Here is a 16,658-nt window from a genome sequence, read left to right on the forward strand (position 1 = left end):
TATATGACACTACAAGAAATAAACAAAGCATATAACCGCATAGTCGGTTCATTGGACAGTAAGGAATTGAAGAATGCTTTCGATTCCCTACAGGCTCTTATTGCGGGAAGCCGGGAATATTCTTTTCAGGATAAGCTCAACGAATTGCAGGATACTTACAAATATATGTTACGTTACCGGATCGAAGGCGCGAAAGACCCGATGCAGGAACAGATATACAACAACCTGCAGGCTTCCACTTACGAATTGGCGGACTCGGTCAGACAAAAAGCGCTCGCCATCGAATCTCCCCTGAGCTATTACAGCCGGCGCAGGAACATCTCCGTGCAGCCTCCGTTTACTTACGAACAGATTCACAACCAGTTGATCCTGGAATATGAGGCCGGAAAGCACCGGGAATGTGATGCATTCAACATCAGTATATTCAGTAAAATATGGGTGTCGGGCTTTCTCAAACAGGAAGAGGCGAACGAGATCCGCGATATGCTTCTGGACGAGGCGTTGCCATTCATTACCGGCTGCCAAATCGTTTCCGCTTTATTTTTAGGATTACAGGAAGTATTCGACAAGGAAAAAGCGCTTTTGCTGTTTGACGCAGCCAGTCATCCGAACGAGGAAATCAAGGTCCGGGCTTTAATATCAATCCTGATAACGTTATATACATATAGGAAACGTACGGCTTTATATCCGCAAATAGCCAACCGCCTGGCCGCCTTAGCCGAGGTTCCGGGCTTTACCAAAGCGCTCCGGACTATCACTTTGCGCTTCATCCTGGCTCGTGAAACGGAAAAGATCACCCGTAAACTCCAGGATGAGATCATTCCGGAAATGATGAAGCTAAGCCCGAAGATCAGTAACAAGATCAACCTGAAGGACCTAACCCCGGAACAGCTTGGAGAAGAAATGAACCCGGAATGGGAAAGCTTTTTCGCAGACAGCAATTTGGGCAAAAAGATGGAAGAATTCGGGGAACTCCAGCAAGAAGGAGCAGATGTGATGCATTCGACCTTTATCCATTTGAAGAATTACCCGTTTTTCCATGAATTAAGCAACTGGTTGCTTCCTTTTACGATCGAACATTCCTCTTTCGATGATCAATTCAACCAGGACAACGAAGCGGAAAAGCAGATGCTGGATTCGATGACCTTGGCGGCATTCATGTGTAACTCGGATAAGTATTCGCTTTATTTCAGCATGATGCAGTTGCCGAAAGAGGCACGGAAGATGATGATGCACCAGTTTGACAGCCAGGCATCGGAAATGATCCAACAGAACAAGGAGGAACTGATCAGCAAGCGGGGCAAACAGGATACGATAATCAGTCAATACATACAGGACCTCTATCGTTTCTTCAAGCTCTATCCGGGACATCTGGATTTTACGGACATCTTTACGCTGCCGCTCGACTTCCATAACCTGGAAATCCTGCGTCCTTACATATCGGATAAAGAAAGTCTTACGACGATTGCCGAATACTATCTGCGCAAGAACTATTTCTGCGACGCGCTGACTATATTCAACCAATTGGCTGAAATCGATCCGAACAGCGACATTCTGTTCCAGAAGATCGGTTATTGCAAGCAAATGGAAGGAGACCTGAACGGGGCACTGGACGCTTATCTACATGCCGACCTGCTGAATTCGGAAAGCAAATGGGTGATCCGCCGGATCGCCGGCTGCTACCGTTCGCTTAAGCAACCGGAGGAAGCGTTGAAGTATTACCGCCGGTATGAAGCACTGAATCCGGACAATTTGTCGGTTCAAATCAGTATCGGCCACTGCCACCTCGAACTGAAAGACTATAATGAAGCATTAAAATGTTTCTTCAAGGTTGACTATTTAGACAGCAAAAGCCATAAAGCCTGGAGACCGATCGCATGGTGCTCCTTCCTTACGGGCAAATACGACCAGGCACGAAACTACTACAAAAAGATATTGGACAACCAGCCGAACGCACAAGACTTTCTGAATGCCGGACATACGGAATGGGCATTGCAGAATATCAAAGGTGCACTCGCTCATTACCAGCAAGCCGTACAGATAGAGAACGTCAACTTCAGCAAGTTCCAGGAACAATTCGGCCAGGACATTCCCGATCTGTTGATTGCCGGCATCGAAGAGACAGAAGTGGCCCTGATGCTGGACCAATTGAGATACAAGATAGAGGGTGCTTTATAATCACCCTCTGCTTCCTAAACTACTCGTATCCGGATTCAGTTCCTTTACTGCATCCTTTACTTCTTTATCACTTATCGGATCAGTAACAGCGATTTGTTGTACGGGATATTGTTCTTTTTCCCGGTCTAATGCTTTCGATTCGGCATTTTCCGTAATCTTGGTAAGATCTTCGTTCATATTCATTCATTTTTTATGTTTCTATAGCTATTCAACAACAGAAATGGCCCGGAAGTTCCGAGCCATTCAATCAACCAAAACAAAAAAACCTAAAAACCTAAACATCAACCATCTTTTTCTTCTTGTTATACTACGAGTTAAGGCATCCAATTAACTAAACAATCTTTTTACCTAAAAACTTAATCTACCAAATTATATATTTTCCCAATTAATTACTTTTCATAAGCCGGCCATGCGCCTTCTTTCGTGCAAACATAAGCGGCAGTCTTGACTGCAAACTCATGTGCATCTTTCAATGAAGCCCCTTTCAGCAGCGAGATGATCAGCGCTCCCGAAAAAGCATCACCTGCTCCGACCGTATCGGCCACCTGAACTTCCGGCGTTTGCAAAGTAGATTCTTCCTTTACGGTATAGATCGTACTATACGAAGCTCCGGCTGTCAACACCAACATACGGAGGTTGTAACGCTCGATGAACCACTTCGCCACTTCCTTGTCTGTACCTTCCAAACGAAACATATCCCTGAGGACAGCCAGCTCTGCATCATTAATCTTAAACACATTCGCCAGATAGAGCGATTCTTCTATCAACTCCTTCGTATAATAATGCTGGCGCAAATTAATATCGAAACAGCGGTAAGCCTCATCCGGTGCAAAAGAAAGGATCGCCTGTATCGTCTCTCTCGACTGTGCCGAGCGTTGTCCTAATGTACCGAAGCAAATGGCGTCTGCCCGTTCAGCCAGATCGATCGCATTCGATGTCGGTGAAAGGTGGTCCCAGGCTACACGTTCATTAATCACATAGTCGGGAATCCCGTTCTGCAAAGTAACCTGTACGGTTCCGGTCGGATAAGGGACCTTCTCGATCAGATACTGAATAGAGTTATTATCCAGTTCTTTCAAGATTTCATGCCCCAGTTCGTCGTCTCCCACTGCACTGATAGCATATCCTTCCGCACCTAAACGTGAAGCATGGTAAACGAAATTAATAGGAGCACCGCCTGCTTTCTTCCCCGTAGGAAGCATATCCCAAAGGAGCTCTCCTATACCTACTACGACCGGTTTCTTGTTGTTGCTTTGCATCTGTTTCATTATAGATTAATTGACAAGGATAATCTCGTTGTTCACGATGCAAATGTAGGGACAGATTACGGATACAACGATAACAGATGCTACAAGATTGATAACGCTCGTTACATAAAGCTTTTATTTCCAAGTATCTTATACGGATGTTACATGAATGTAACGAGCGTTATCGAATGAGGAAGTATCATTCCTTTTCCAGGTATTCCGTCGGTGTAATATTATACACCGCCTAAAACATTTCGAGAAATAGGCGGGCGAACCGAAGCCGGTCGCGTAGGCCACCTCATTCACATTTCCGGCTTTCCGGCGAAGCATGGCAGCCGCTTTCTTCAATCTGTAGTTACGGAGGAAATCGGTTGGCGTCACTCCGGCAAGCTCTTTCACTTTCCGGTAGAGATGGACGCGCGACAGCCCTAACTTCTCGCTGCCCTTCTCAATGCTAAAATCCGGATCGACATATGATTCCTCGATCAGTTTCAGGAAACGGCTCATAAAGAGGTCGTCCATGCTTTCCGCCTTTTCCTCTTTCACAGATACAGCCGGTGAAGAGGCATCATGTGCATATGCCTCACGTAAGCGGGCACGCTCTTCGAGCAGTTTGATAATACGCAGTTTGACGACTTCTATATTAAACGGCTTCCGGATATAATCGTCCGCACCGCCCGCAATACCATACATCTGCTGTTTGTCGTCGGAAAGGGCAGTCAGCAAAATAACCGGGATATGGCTCAGGACAATATCCGACTTGATCCTGCGGCAAAGGTCGAAGCCGTTCATCTCCGGCATCATCACATCGCTGACGACCAGCGATACTTCTTCATTCATCAGGATTCCCAATGCTTTCACGCCGTTATCGGCTACCAGCACATGGAAGTTCTGTTTCAGTTCTGCCACCAGATAGCTTTGAATGTCGGGATCGTCTTCCACGATCAGAAGCGTGTAATCGTAGATGCGCCGCAACGTTTCCTGCACTTCGTCCGTATTCAGATTAGCAACACCACTGGAAAGCTCTGTCACGGAAGGATCGAACGTGCAGTACTCATCATCGAAATGGGATTTCCCCTTCGGCAGGCTGACTGTAAAGACCGTACTCACAAGCGGCGTGCTCGCAACACGGATCGTCCCTTTATGCATATGGACAAACTCACGCGTCAGATGCAGGCCGATCCCCGTACCAGTCACATAATTCTGGTCGCCCGTAAAGAAACGGTCGAATACGGAAGTTAGGTTTTCAGGCGGAATCCCTTTCCCGTTATCCTCGACGGAAAGCTCCACCCGGTCGCCTTTATCGGCAAGACGGATCGTGATTGCCCCGCCATCCAGCGTAAACTTGAAAGCATTGGACAGCAGGTTTGCGAGAATCTTTTCCATCTTGTCCCGATCCACCCAAAGCATGACAGAAGGGCAGTCGTGTTCAAAAGTAAACCGCACCTGCTTCCCGGCCGCCATCGTATCGAAGCAAGACTTCACCTCGGCAACAAAAGCGACCATGTCGACCTCGCAAACACGCATATTCATCTTGTTGCTTTCCACCTTCCGGAAGTCGAGCAACTGGTCCACCACCCTCTTCAGGCGTTCGGCGTTTTTCCGGATAATGCGGAGGTCATCTGCCAGCGGAGAACCTTCGGGCGCCTCTTTCGACAGTTTGCCGAGCGGCCCTAATATCAGCGTCAGCGGCGTTTTAATCTCATGCGTTATATTCGTAAAGAACTGTAGTTTCTGCGTTGTGGACTTTTCGATGTAGCGATTCGCCTCGGCCAGCTCTTCCTTTTGCTGCTCGACCTGCAGGTTCGTACGTTTCAGTTCCCGGTTCTTCCGACGTACCGACCTGTAAACATGAATGACATAAAGAGCTAACAAAAGCAGCAAGCCCATCAGCAAAAGAATGATCCCGACGGAATTCTGCAAGAACGTATATTTGGAGAGCATCTTTTCCAGGTTATCCCGTTGCTGCTCGATCTGGTGCTGGTAGTCCACCACCTGCTCCGATTGTATGAACAACGTCCCGGCATTCTCTTTGTCGATTAAAGCGGAAGATAATATATATTCGCGGGCTACTTCCTGGCCGTTCAGGATTTGCATGGCAATACGGATAGCCAGGCTTCCGCCTGTCGGATAAAGGATAGAAGCCGCCAATTCGCCGTGAGCGACAGCTTCCAGACCGGAACCCCGTCCCGACATGGCGTCTATCCCCATAAAGCGAATCCGTTTCATCAGTTCGGGGTCCCTATCGCCTACAGCCTTGCGGGCAGACAAAGCCATCACATCGTTGTGGGCAAACACGACATCCACCTCTTCCAAAGAATCCAACTCTGCAATTTTCTGTTCTACGACTTCCGGCCTCCACTTTCCGTATATCTCCCTCACCTTGATACGAGGGTCCAGGACATCATGAAATCCCCGATGCCGGTCTTTTGCCGGCGAAGAGCCTTTCAAGCCTAATATTTCCAGGACAGTCGGGCACTGATCTCTCACCAGCCGGTTCACGAAGAAACCAGCCAGGCGTCCGATCTCATAATTATTACCACCGATATAAGTCGTATATTCATCCGAATCGATCTTCCGGTCTACCAGAATAGTCGGAATGCCGGCGCGATAGGCCTCTATGGCGGCAGGAGTTATAGGTTCAGATTCGTTCGCTGAAATTATCAGCAGGTCCACTTTCCGTTTGACCAGGCTGCGGATCTGCTCCACCTGCAACAAACTACTGTCCGCAGCATCCTCGACCAACAGGGAAAGGTTCGGATATTCGGAAGCCTGTACCTTCATATCCAGCAACATAGACCTGCGCCACGAACCTTCGAGCGTACACTGCGAGACGCCGATAACGTATTTCTTCTCCTTCGGCTCTGTCCTGCAGGAAAAGCAGAATGCCAGAAGCAAGAGCAACAAAACGTAATAAGTAAGAGCTTGTCTCATTGTTTTTTGTTTACAGGTTTGTGCAAATGTACGTAGAAATGGCGTACCAGCCAATAATTATTTCGTACATTAGCAGTCCGGAAATCAATTATTCACATGATACTCATAAACGAAGCTTTACTGAACGAAACGACCGAGCGGGCGAAGCAATCGCCCCGCCTGCGTATGAACCATAATTTCCATGAACGCTTGGACGACCCCGTCAACCGGATGCTTAATGCACTGGAACCGGGCACTTACATAAGGCCGCACCGCCACCTCGACCCCGACAAGGACGAGATATTCCTTTTGCTTCGCGGCCGGGTAGCCGTATTCCTTTTCGAGAACGATGGAAATATCAGCAGGATGCAGATACTCGACCCCAAAGAAGGAGTATATGGCGCGGAAATAAAGGCCGGAACCTGGCACAGCCTCCTGGTCCTGGAATCCGGTTCTGTTATCTATGAGATCAAGGAAGGTCCTTTCGCCCCGCTCGCTGCGGATCATTTTGCACCCTGGAGCCCGGCTCCGGAAGAGGCAGAAGCGGTAAGGGCATATATGGAGATATTGACAAAGGCTATTTCTGGAACACTTTAGTCGATCTTATCATCACGTCTTTCAAAGGGCGGTCGTTCTTATCCGTCTTGACAAGCGACATTTTCTCGACAATATCGAAGCCGTCCACCACTTCGCCGAAGATCGTAACCGAACCGTCCAGGTGCGGAACGCCTCCGACTGTCTTGTATATCTCGCGCCGATCGGCAGGGATCGTGTAATAACCCAGCACATCGAGGGTATCTTCCAGCAGGACAAGTGCGCGGTTCTCCAACTCCGCCTTCATCGAGTCGGCAGCCAGAGCGGGCTCTTGTTTCTTTAATCTGTCCTGGAAAGTATAAAACAGCCAGTTACGGCGTATCTCGTTGATGCGGGCTTCTTTCTGCGCCAGCTCTTCATCCGTCAGCTTCTTTCCCTGCACGAAGCAGAACTGCGTTCCGGCAGAAGCGCGCTCGATGTTCACATCGTCGGTCTCCTTGGCATCAATCAGGGCGCCGCGTTTGTTGAAATGGTTCGGCAATATCTCGGCCGGAACCGTATAGCCGCCATCACCGTCGCCATAAAGGACACCCGGCTCATGCGCTTTGCTCTCCGGATCGCCGCCTTGCACGACAAAGTCCTTGATGATACGATGGAACAGCATCCCTTTGTACTCGCCGGACTGGCAAAGTTTGATGAAGTTATCACGGTGAAGGGGCGTATCGTCATACAGCAGGACAGTCACATCGCCCATAGAAGTACTAACCGTCACGTAAACCGGCTTATTCGGGTCCAGCGGCTTTTCCGCACACGATACCAAGCTAACAAAGCCACACAAAGTAAAAGCAATTGTTTTCTCATAACTCTTAATTCACAATTCATAATTCCTGAAACACCTGCATCTGACAGCGTTTGCAGTCAAAGTGCAGCCTGAGACGAGTCTCTTTATAAAGAAGATAATAGGGCTCACGGTAAGGAGAACTTTTCTTCTGATAAGTAGGACACCAGCCCATGCTGTAGCGCAGGCAGTGTTTGGTGAACATCAACGGTACATCCTTCCGGGGGGCCAGTTCAAAGGCAGCCTCCACCTGTTCCACACCATGATCCTGATAGAAAGAGCGGGCTTTCCCGTTGGCGACATTTCCTAAATAGCTTAACTGCCGCTCTGGGAAAGGCACAACCTCCGCCGGCTGCACACGACGGACAAGCTCACGCGGATAACGCACACGGCGGGCTTCCAACAGCTTCTCTACTCCCGCCCGGCGCATATCCGCTAACAGGGAAGAAGGGACAAACCAGTTTTCGGACATACTCACCGTCACTTCGGATGCCTCGAAAGGCGTATTCCCGAGCTTGGAAAGCTGCGTACGGATATTGTCTTGCTGGTCACGGCGTGCCGGTTCTTTCTCAAACGGTTGGGTCAGCATGATGCGGGCACCTGTCTCATCCTCCATGCAGAGCGTAAAGCCGAAAGGATTGTCTAAGAACTCGATCCGCACGGACAACCGCCGTTCTGCAGAAGGCTTGGCAAGCTCTTTCTCGAAAGCCTGGTCGAAGTTACGGTAAAGTGGGGTCTTCGGCTGCAACACGGGCATCTCCAACGGGAAAACCCGGTTTGCCTCTACTCGGTTTACGCGGAATCCTTCCAATTCGCCGCGCCGGTTGAAGAAGACAAGTCCGTCTCCGTTGTTCAACTGTTTCAGTCCGGCGACTGTGAACGAATTGCCTTTTATCTCCTTGACCGTTCCGACAGGTTCACCCAATGACTTAGGCGTATCGAAAGCGGTGATATCGGCAGTTCGTCCCTCTAAAAGGAAAGGTGTGAAACCGCGATTAAAGCTCTTTTCGGCTACCGGCTCGAAAGTATAGGTGCTCCGCCCGGAGGAAGCCCGGCAATATTCTGGACGGCGTACCAGGACAGCGTCTAACTTCTTGCGGTAATAAGCCGTGATATTCTTAACGTAGGCGACATCTTTCAGCCGCCCTTCTATCTTCAGCGAAGAGACGCCGGCATCCAGCAGGGCTTCCAACTGGTCGGCGCGGTTCATATCTTTCAGCGAAAGAAGATGTTTATTGCTGACAATCTCCGTCCCGGCGGCATCCACCATTGTATAAGGAAGGCGACAGTACTGGGCGCATTCTCCCCGGTTGGCACTTCGCCCGCTCAAAGCGGCACTCAGATAACATTGCCCGCTATAGCTGACACACAGGGCGCCATGCACGAATACTTCTAACGGGACAGTCACCGCTTCCGAGATCCGGCGTATTTCATTCAGCGAGAGTTCGCGTGCCAGCACCACCTGCGTGAAGCCGGCCGACTCGAGAAACTTCACCTTCTCCGGTGTGCGGTTATCGGTCTGCGTACTGGCATGAAGCGGGATAGGCGGCAGATTCAGTCCGGTAATCCCCATATCCTGAACGATCAGGGCATCGGTTCCGGCGTGCCAAAGGTCCCAGATCATCCGTTCGGCCTCCTGCAACTCTTCCTCTTTCAGGATCGTGTTAAGCGTAACGTAAATACGGGCACCATACAGATGCGCATACTCGCAAAGCTCGCGTATATCCTCGGGCGAGTTGCCGGCTGCCGCCCGGGCGCCGAACTTCGGGGCACCGATATAGACGGCGTCGGCTCCATGATTGATAGCCTCGATACCGCATTGCAGGTCCTTGGCGGGAGAAAGAAGTTCTATTCTTCGGGGAGATTGTTTCATAAATCCTTTAATCGTTCGATATCCTCAATCCGGAACGGCGTTTCCTGGTAAACGTAATAGTTCAGCCAGTTGGTGAACAGCAGATTGGCATGCCCACGCCAACGCACCACCGGGCCGAGGGCCGGATTATTGTTACGGTAATAGTTACGGGGAACAGAGATCGGCAATCCCTTGTTCACATCACGCATATACTCGTCGTTCAACGTGTAGGGCGAATACTCGGAATGTCCGGTGATGAAGAACTCGCGTCCTCCGCGTGCCATCGCCATATAGACACCCGACTCTTCACTCTCGGAAAGCAGCGTCAGTTCAGGCACTTTGCGGATGTCTTCGCGGCGTATCTCCGTATGCCGGCTGTGCGGTACAAAGAACTCATCGTCGAAACCCCGGAAGATCGGCACATACGGTTCACGCAGGGTATGACGGAACACGCCGAACATCTTAGCCGGCAAGTCGTACTTAGGCACGCCATAGAAATGGTACAACCCCGCCTGCGCCGCCCAACAGATATATAAAGTAGAAGTCACATGCGTACGCGCCCAGTCGAATATCTCGGTCACCTCGTCCCAATAGCTCACCTCCTCGAAAGGCATCTGTTCCACCGGGGCTCCCGTAATGATCATACCATCGTAGAAATCGCCCTTCATCTCGTCGAAGTCCTTGTAAAACTCCTGCATGTGCTCGATCGGCGTATTCTTGGGCGTATGCCCTTTTATCTTCATAAAGTCGAGTTCCACTTGCAACGGTGTATTACTCAACAGGCGGACAAGGTCCGTTTCCGTCGTGATCTTCAACGGCATCAGGTTCAGCACGACAACCCTCAGCGGGCGGATGTCCTGTTCGGATGCACGCAAAGAGTCCATCACAAAGATGTGCTCCTTCTTCAACAGCTCAACGGCTGGTAAATTCTTCTGTAGGTTTAAAGGCATATCCGATTCTTGTTTGTTAGTTGAGGACAAAGATACGAATAATATTTAAAAAGGGCAGACCTGTATGGATCTGCCCTTTTATTACCTTAGATAGTTCGTTAGTTATTATATCCGCCTCCTAACGCTTTATATAAATACACCGCCGATAGCAGTTCATCGAGCATGGCCCGGTTAAGGCTGATCTGAGCGTCGAGTTGCCCACGCTGGGCGTCGAGAACGTCCATGTAGCTGGTGACACCGTTGATGTATTGCAGTTGCGCCAACTCTACATAAGTATTGGCGGAGGTAAGGAGTCTCTCGTAAGACTGGCGCACCTCTTTGGCAGTCCGGATCGTGACGATTGCGTTGTTGACTTCCTTGAAAGCGCCGAGGACACTCTTCTGGTAGGCATACACTTCCTGTTCGTAACGGGCGCGGGCAGCTTTCAACTTCGCTTTGTTCTTTCCCATTGCAAAAAGAGGCTGCAAAAGGTCGCCGGCAAGAAACCAGGCAGGGCTCTTGATGAAGTCACCCAGTTCCTCGCTCTCGAAACCCAAGTTTCCGGTGAGGCTGATCTTCGGGAAAAGATCGGTCTGGGCAACGCCGACCTTTGCGTTTGCTTCGCGCAAGCGTTGTTCGGCCCCCCGCATATCCGGACGGCGTTCCAACAGGGCAGAAGGCAATCCGACGGGCAGGGTTCCCGGCAAGTGTTGTTCCCGCAACGGCAATCCGCGGGGGATATCCCCTGCATACTGTCCGAGCAGGAAGGAAAGGTCGCTCTCCTTGATCTTGATCTTGCCTTCAAGGGAAGGAACCAACGTTTCGGTACGCGCCAACTCCACCTGTGCCTGGCTATAAGAGGTCTCAGAGGTCAAACCGCCCTCAAAACGCAGTTTTGCCAGACGAAGACCTTCGCGGCGGGCGGCAAGGGTATGGCGGACGATGTCCAACTCCTGGTCGAGCGCGCAGAGTTGATAGTAAGCGGCAGCCACCTCGGCAACCAAAGTCATCTGCAAGGCACGACGAGCCTCGACAGACTGCATATAGGCGGCGATCCTTGCCTCATTCGCCCAACGGAGGTTTCCCCAAAGATCCAGTTCCCACGACAGTGTCAATTTGGCACCGAACTCGGGATCGGGCTTCGGATTGTCTCCACCATAATTCAGGCGTTCCTTTTGTCCGTATATGCGGGCACCGATCTCAGGAAACTGGTCGGCGAAGGTGATACGTTTGGCGGCAATCATCTCTTTGATCTTAGCGGCTGCAATCTTCATATCTTTATTGTTTTCAAGAGCAACGGTGATAAGATGCTGCAAAGTGCTGTCGGCATAGAGGCTCTGCCAGGGAATATCGTCGATGGAGGCAGTGTCAGCTCCTGCCACAATCTCAGCAGGCAAGTCCAGCTCCGGACGAACGTACTTCTTCCCGATCTTGCAGGACGAGAAGGCCAGCATGAAGACAACGAACAAGACTGGAAGAGTCTTGGTCCGACGAAGAATGCGTTCCATTCTCACTTGCCCTTTCATCTTATTCACAAGGACAAAGAAGAAAGGAACCAAAACAATCCCGATTGTAATGGCAACAAGCATTCCGAAGAATACACCTGTTCCAATGCTATGACGGGAAGCGGAACCGGGACCACTCGCAAGCACCATCGGAAGCATACCGAGGACAAAGGCAAGCGAAGTCATCAGGATCGGACGGAAACGCATCCGCGCAGCATGCAGGGCAGCTTTGACGACATCCACACCGCTATCGACCTGTACCTTAGCAAACTCGACGATCAGGATTGCATTCTTTGCTGCCAGACCGATCAACGTCACCAGACCGATCTGAAAATACACATCATTGTGGAGCCCCGTCACCCATATTCCCAAGTAAGCACCCAAGGTCGCTACCGGCAAAGAGAGCAAGACGGCAACCGGCACAATCCAACTTTCATACAGCGCGGCAAGAAAGAGGAAGACGAAAAGGAAAACCAATGCCAATACGAATCCCGTCTGCCCCCCGGCTTTCTTCTCCTGATAAGAGAGTCCACTCCATTCCAGGCCGATGTTCTCTGGCAGGTGATCACGGGCAATCTGTTGCATGGCGGCCATCGCTTCACCGGAGCTGTATCCGGGAGCGGCTACAGCACTGATGGCGGCAGTGGTGAACATATTGAAACGCTTGATCGTACCCGGTCCTGTTGTGTAGCTGGTCGTTCCGAGAGCGGTCAGCGGCACCATCGAACCGTTCTGCGCACGGACAAAAAAGAGGCCCAGATTCTCACGCGTAGCCCGGTAAGGGGCTTCGGCCTGGATATAGACCTTGTATATACGGTTGAACATATTGAAGTCGTTCACATAGACGGAACCTAAATAGGCCTTCATGGTCGAGAAGATATCCGTCAGGGGGATGCCGAGGAACTTGGCACGATCGCGGTCTACATTGAAGTAGAGTTGCGGGATCTCCGACTGTAAAGCGGAGGAGACACCGGTCAGTTCGGGCGCTTTCGAGGCATAGAGCATAAATGTGTCTGTCGCTGCCACGAGGTTCTCCCAACTGGCATCACCGCGTGCTTCGAGCTGCATTTCAAGACCGCCGCTCTCGCCCAACCCCGGGATAACGGGAGGACGATTCAAATAGGCAAGTATCTCGGGATAATAAAGAAACTCCTTGCGGCATTGCTTCATAACGTCTTCCACTCCCATGCCGGAGGATTTACGCTCTTCCCAAGGTTTCAGAATAACCGTCAGGGTAGAACGGCTTTGCGACGTACCGACACGGGTACTGCTTCCGGTCACATTCTGCACATAGGCTACGGCAGGCAGGTTTTCGAGGAAAGCGATAGCGCGGTCCGTCACTTTACGGGTACGTTCCAGCGTAGCACCTTCGGGCATGACCAGTTCGACGGTGAAGAAGCCCTGGTCTTCTTCCGGAATAAAGCTGGTCGGGATCACCCTGTTCAGGACAAATATAAAGACAATCACCATGCCGAAGCCAGCGAGGATGCGCTTTGGATTGGTAATAGCCTTTTCCAGCAAATGGCCGTACTTATTGTTTCCCTTACCCAACCAAATGTTGATCTTACGAAAGACAATATTCTTTTTCTTCTTGCTCGGCCGCAAGATAATAGCACACATAGCCGGACTCAACGTCAATGCCACGACTGTCGACAGCAAAACAGAGACCACGATAGTGACTGAAAACTGACGGTACAAAGCTCCGGTGATTCCACTCAGGAAGCTAACGGGAACAAAGACAGCTGCCAACACCATAGAAGTTGCGATCAAGGCACCCGACAATTCGCGCATAGCCTTATGTGTCGCCTCCCGTGCGGTCAGGTGTTCTTCATTCATCAAGCGTTCCACATTCTCGACGACAACGATCGCATCGTCAACCACTATACCGATTGCCAGGATCAAACCTAACAGTGTCAGCATATTGAGCGAGAAGCCCATTATCAGCATGAAACCGAATGTCCCGATCAGAGAGATGGGTACGGCTATCGTAGGAATCAATGCAGCGCGCCAGTTCTGCAGGGACAGGAAGACAACCAGGACAACAAGAAACAACGCTTCGAACAAAGTCTTATAGACCTCATGTATAGATTGGGAAATATATTCGGTTGCATCGAAGGGAAACTTGTACTCCAGCCCTTCCGGGAAATTCTGGCTGATTTCCTTCATGGCGTCCTTGATATTCTTTGCTACATCCAGGGCATTCGCTCCCGGCAGCATATAAATACCGAGGATAGCCGCATTCTTTCCATTCAATCCGCTCTCAGTCGAATAGGAAGAAGCCTCCAACGACACACGTGCCACATCACGGATGCGGACGATCGAACCGTCGGGATTGGCACGCACAACAATATCCTCAAACTCCTTGACCGTAGAGAGACGCCCCCGGGCTGTAACCGGCAATGTTATATCGACATCCAAGACGGGCTGTTTACCAAGCTCGCCAGCTGCGGATTCACTGTTTTGTTCTTTCAAAGCATTCTGCAGATCCTTCACTGTCAGGCCCATATTGGCAAGCCTGTCCGGATACACCCAAATCTGCATGCCATAGTAACGGCTACCGATATTCGAGACGCGACCTACACCGGGAATACGGCGAAGGACATCCAATACGTTGATAGTAGCAAAGTTACTCAAGTATATTTCATCGAAACGGGGATCGTCAGAAAGCAAGCTAAGTGTCATTAACTGGCTGGCGGATTGTTTCTCTACCGTAATACCGTTCTGAACAACGTCGACCGGCAAACGGGATTCGGCCAGCTTCACACGGTTCTGGATTTCCACTGCCGAAAGATCAGGGTTGGCATTCACATCAAAGGTTACAGTAATAGTCAAACCTCCGGAATTGGAGCTGCTACTCTGCATATAAATCATTCCCGGCGTACCGTTCAACTCTTGTTCGATAGGAGTGGCAACTGCTTGTGAAACGGTCATGGCACTTGCTCCCGGATAAGTCGCACTAATCTTCACTACCGGCGGTGTGATCTGCGGATACTGATCCACCGGCAACATCACCAATCCGATTACCCCGACAATAACGATCACCAATGAAAGTACTGTCGAGAAAACGGGGCGGTCTATAAAGAATCCCGGTTTCATTCTCCTTCCTCCTCTGCTCTTAATGCTTCAATCGCTTTATCGTCACCGGCCTGTATCGGTTGTACCAACATTCCGGGGACTAACTTATGATAGCCTTCGATTACGACTTTTTCATTCTCTCCCAAACCACGTTCTATAACAATATTATTACCGATTTCCGGCCCTGTCTGTACAAAGCGTTTCTCTGCAACGTTATCCCGGCGGACCACATAGATAAAAGCTCCTCCCTTTTCGATAGAAATCGCTTTACGGGGTACAACAATAGCACGTTCGCGGACATCCAACAATAATTTGACCTTGGTAAACTGACCGGGAAGGAGCTTCCGGTTCGGATTAGGAAGTTCGGCACGAACACCGAAGGTTCCGGTTTGCGGATCGACGATCGGATCGGCAAAATCGACAATACCTTTCACCGGATATTCGGAATCATCCGCTAAGGTAACAGTCACGGTCGGCTGCCAGGAACGGGTAGAATCCTGCTCACCGAACTTGACGTTACGACGTTCGGCACGCAGATAGTCTAAAGCTGTCATCTTGAAGTCGACCAACACTGTATCACTTTTCACAACAGCCGCCAACTTAGAGTTAACACCAGGTCCAACCAAAGCACCCACATCGACAAAACGCTCACTTATATATCCGGCTAACGGAGATGTGACCGTCGTATAACTCAATTCAAGTTGCGCCTGGTCCAGATCCGCCTTGCTCATTGCGATATTGGCTTCTGCATCTCCTAAGGAAGCCAATGCATTATCCAGATCCAACTGGCTGGCAGCATGCTGTTCATACAAGGGTTGTAAACGCTCCACATCACGTTTAGCCTTTGCCGCCTGCGCTTCGTTTTTCTTTAGCTGGGCTTTGGCTTTTTCCACCTTAGCTTTATAAAGAGCCGAATTAATAATAAAAAGAGGCTCATTCTGTGTCACTTCTTTCCCCTCTACAAACAACATCTTTTCCAGATAACCTTCTACACGGGCATGTACCTCCACAAAGCGGGCAGCACGGATGCGCCCCACGTATTCACCAAAAATCTGTACATCTTCCTTCGCCGGTTTATCCACTATGACAAGTGGTTTAAAAGGCTCATCCTTATGCCGACATCCCGTTGTTAATACCATTAAGGCCAGTAAAGACACAGCCCCTTTAACCAATCTTTCTCCTACCATCTTCTAATATCTATAATTCACTATTCAACTTACTATACGTCTATCTCTAAAATAAGAATGAAATAATCGTACCATTGTTGCGATTAAGGCGTTAAAAAACATTACATAGCTAATTATTAACACAATAACATTACAATAAAAGAGTCCGTTACCAGCACAACTAAACTCGATTGTAGAATTATTCTACAATATCCACAAAAGAAAGTTCAAAATCATACTTGCTAACTTCTATAAACAGAAAAAGGAACCAATCTTTCGACTGATTCCTTCATTCTTTTCAGCATATGCTTACTTTTAAAACGGCGGCTATCTACTCTCCCACTTTTACGCAGTACCATCGACGTGGTTGGGCTTAACTTCTCTGTTCGGAATGGGAAGAGGTGGATCCCCAACGCTATAA

9 protein-coding genes, 1 rRNA gene and 1 pseudogene are annotated in these 16,658 nt (G+C 49.8%); 2 read left to right on the forward strand and 9 right to left on the reverse strand.

The window, feature by feature from the left end; translation table 11 throughout:
• The first annotated feature begins 3 nt into the window (after window positions 1–3).
• Window positions 4–2,178 carry a tetratricopeptide repeat protein gene (locus tag DW083_RS16675; protein ID WP_122333157.1) on the forward strand — a complete coding sequence of 725 codons (2,175 nt, stop codon included), beginning with the start codon at window positions 4–6 and terminating at the stop codon, window positions 2,176–2,178.
• On the opposite strand, the gene DW083_RS22305 is transcribed toward DW083_RS16675, so the two are convergent.
• The 3 genes and pseudogenes from DW083_RS22305 to DW083_RS16690 form a co-directional block, all read right to left on the reverse strand.
• A complete protein-coding gene (locus DW083_RS22305; protein ID WP_167451654.1) occupies window positions 2,179–2,355 on the reverse strand; it encodes a hypothetical protein in 177 nt (58 codons plus the stop codon).
• 212 nt (window positions 2,356–2,567) lie between these two features.
• Window positions 2,568–3,437: a carbohydrate kinase gene (locus DW083_RS16685; RefSeq protein ID WP_370039303.1), complete on the reverse strand. Its 870-nt coding sequence runs from the start codon at window positions 3,435–3,437 to the stop codon at window positions 2,568–2,570.
• A 187-nt stretch (window positions 3,438–3,624) separates the two neighbouring features.
• Window positions 3,625–6,359: pseudogene (locus DW083_RS16690) on the reverse strand (substrate-binding domain-containing protein).
• Window positions 6,360–6,455: 96 nt separating this feature from the next.
• Between DW083_RS16690 and DW083_RS16695 the strand changes: the two are divergent.
• The gene (locus DW083_RS16695; RefSeq protein ID WP_122333160.1) at window positions 6,456–6,935 is read left to right on the forward strand and encodes a WbuC family cupin fold metalloprotein; all 480 of its coding nucleotides are present in this window, start codon (window positions 6,456–6,458) and stop codon (window positions 6,933–6,935) included.
• Here the strand turns inward: DW083_RS16695 and DW083_RS16700 are convergent.
• The 6 genes from DW083_RS16700 to rrf all read right to left on the reverse strand — a co-directional run.
• Window positions 6,916–7,710 carry a peptidylprolyl isomerase gene (locus DW083_RS16700; protein WP_233552254.1) on the reverse strand — a complete coding sequence of 265 codons (795 nt, stop codon included), beginning with the start codon at window positions 7,708–7,710 and terminating at the stop codon, window positions 6,916–6,918. The two genes, DW083_RS16695 and DW083_RS16700, sit on opposite strands and share 20 nt — an antisense overlap.
• Before the next feature lie 40 nt (window positions 7,711–7,750).
• Window positions 7,751–9,583: a U32 family peptidase gene (locus DW083_RS16705; protein WP_122333162.1), complete on the reverse strand. Its 1,833-nt coding sequence runs from the start codon at window positions 9,581–9,583 to the stop codon at window positions 7,751–7,753.
• Complete coding sequence (gene metA / locus DW083_RS16710) at window positions 9,580–10,512, reverse strand: homoserine O-succinyltransferase (protein WP_122333163.1); 933 nt, start codon at window positions 10,510–10,512, stop codon at window positions 9,580–9,582. The genes DW083_RS16705 and metA overlap by 4 nt, the downstream gene beginning before the upstream one ends.
• Before the next feature lie 98 nt (window positions 10,513–10,610).
• Window positions 10,611–15,092 carry a multidrug efflux RND transporter permease subunit gene (locus DW083_RS16715; RefSeq protein WP_122333164.1) on the reverse strand — a complete coding sequence of 1,494 codons (4,482 nt, stop codon included), beginning with the start codon at window positions 15,090–15,092 and terminating at the stop codon, window positions 10,611–10,613.
• On the reverse strand, window positions 15,089–16,258 hold the full coding sequence (locus DW083_RS16720; protein WP_115499449.1) for an efflux RND transporter periplasmic adaptor subunit: 1,170 nt from the start codon (window positions 16,256–16,258) through the stop codon (window positions 15,089–15,091). The genes DW083_RS16715 and DW083_RS16720 overlap by 4 nt, the downstream gene beginning before the upstream one ends.
• Window positions 16,259–16,555: 297 nt before the next feature.
• Window positions 16,556–16,658: ribosomal RNA gene (gene rrf / locus DW083_RS16725) — 5S ribosomal RNA — on the reverse strand; the annotation flags it as partial.

It is taken from the genome of Parabacteroides sp. AF48-14, from assembly GCF_003477465.1.
GTDB lineage: Bacteria > Bacteroidota > Bacteroidia > Bacteroidales > Tannerellaceae > Parabacteroides > Parabacteroides acidifaciens.

What these genes read in the sequence shown, in the direction of transcription:
- DW083_RS16675 (WP_122333157.1), top strand. Translation starts at nt 4, where the DNA reads ATGACACTACAAGAAATAAACAAAGCATATAACCGCATAGTCGGTTCA.
- DW083_RS22305 (WP_167451654.1), bottom strand. Translation starts at nt 2,355, where the DNA reads ATGAACGAAGATCTTACCAAGATTACGGAAAATGCCGAATCGAAAGCA.
- DW083_RS16685 (WP_370039303.1), bottom strand. Translation starts at nt 3,437, where the DNA reads ATGCAAAGCAACAACAAGAAACCGGTCGTAGTAGGTATAGGAGAGCTC.
- DW083_RS16695 (WP_122333160.1), top strand. Translation starts at nt 6,456, where the DNA reads ATGATACTCATAAACGAAGCTTTACTGAACGAAACGACCGAGCGGGCG.
- DW083_RS16705 (WP_122333162.1), bottom strand. Translation starts at nt 9,583, where the DNA reads ATGAAACAATCTCCCCGAAGAATAGAACTTCTTTCTCCCGCCAAGGAC.
- metA (WP_122333163.1), bottom strand. Translation starts at nt 10,512, where the DNA reads ATGCCTTTAAACCTACAGAAGAATTTACCAGCCGTTGAGCTGTTGAAG.
- DW083_RS16715 (WP_122333164.1), bottom strand. Translation starts at nt 15,092, where the DNA reads ATGAAACCGGGATTCTTTATAGACCGCCCCGTTTTCTCGACAGTACTT.
- DW083_RS16720 (WP_115499449.1), bottom strand. Translation starts at nt 16,258, where the DNA reads ATGGTAGGAGAAAGATTGGTTAAAGGGGCTGTGTCTTTACTGGCCTTA.